The sequence below is a fragment of the Glaesserella parasuis genome (assembly GCF_002015085.1).
GTDB classification, from domain to species: domain Bacteria; phylum Pseudomonadota; class Gammaproteobacteria; order Enterobacterales; family Pasteurellaceae; genus Glaesserella; species Glaesserella parasuis.
The window spans coordinates 1-758 of sequence record NZ_MUXW01000082.1; the positions used below are offsets into that span (position 1 = coordinate 1).

1 protein-coding gene and 1 pseudogene are annotated in these 758 nt (G+C 35.8%); one reads left to right on the forward strand and one right to left on the reverse strand.

The features are described from left to right. Positions 1-204 (forward strand): annotated as a pseudogene (locus tag B0183_RS11740) (hypothetical protein); the annotation flags it as partial. 40 nt (positions 205-244) lie between these two features. Here B0183_RS11740 and B0183_RS11745 read toward each other — a convergent pair. Continuing rightward, positions 245-505: a hypothetical protein gene (locus B0183_RS11745; protein WP_021115457.1), complete on the reverse strand. Its 261-nt coding sequence runs from the start codon at positions 503-505 to the stop codon at positions 245-247. Positions 506-758 lie beyond the last annotated feature (253 nt).

The window sequence follows — 758 nt, forward strand, 5'->3', positions numbered from 1 at the left end:
GACTTTCTAAGGCTTATCAACTTAACCAAGCCGCCGTATATTTTCTTCAGTTCAACAAAATCGGAGTTTATTCGGTTTATTGAGTATATGCAGGAAGATAAAGTGGATAATTGGCAAGCATTCGATGGAGCAAAGCGGATTGTGGTGAATACATCTACAAATTGTAGAGGAAAATATGAAGATAACTTAGTGTATAAATTCTAAGAATAACGCCCTTTAAAGTTGGTTTAAAGGGCGTTTAAATTTAATCTAATTCAGATAATAAACAATAAAATGGCGGTGCTGATGGGGCAAGGGTTGAAGTAAATTGCACAACGCTATCTTTGCGACCATCTTCAATAAAACGAATATTTAAGAATGCAAGATTATACACAAAGGTTTGTCCCCGTCCGTTTGGTAAGGTGTATTGTGAACCGTCAATGGTAAAACGTTGTTCTTCTCTTACTGCAACTAAGGCTAACTCTAACATCATTTCTTGCTCAGTTCTCATTTTGAAGGTTGTCATTTTAGGCTCTCCTGTTTTGCTTAAGTGATGACAGGATTACTCTGTTAGCCCTGCATAGCAAGTTTAGTTTGAGTGAAAATAACTAAGTGCGGTGTATTTAGGCTGGGGAGGTGTAGGCGGCTAGAGTGGGGTAATGTTATAAAGATATTTACACTTTATTTTGCATAGCAATATGATTTTTATACTATGCAAAATATTTTGTAAAGTTATGCAGAAAATTTTGCGAGTTTATATATCCGGCTGATATTCGTAA

Bases quoted from the DNA above. Each gene is read 5' to 3' on its own strand.
- B0183_RS11745 (WP_021115457.1), bottom strand. From the start codon at position 505: ATGACAACCTTCAAAATGAGAACTGAGCAAGAAATGATGTTAGAGTTA.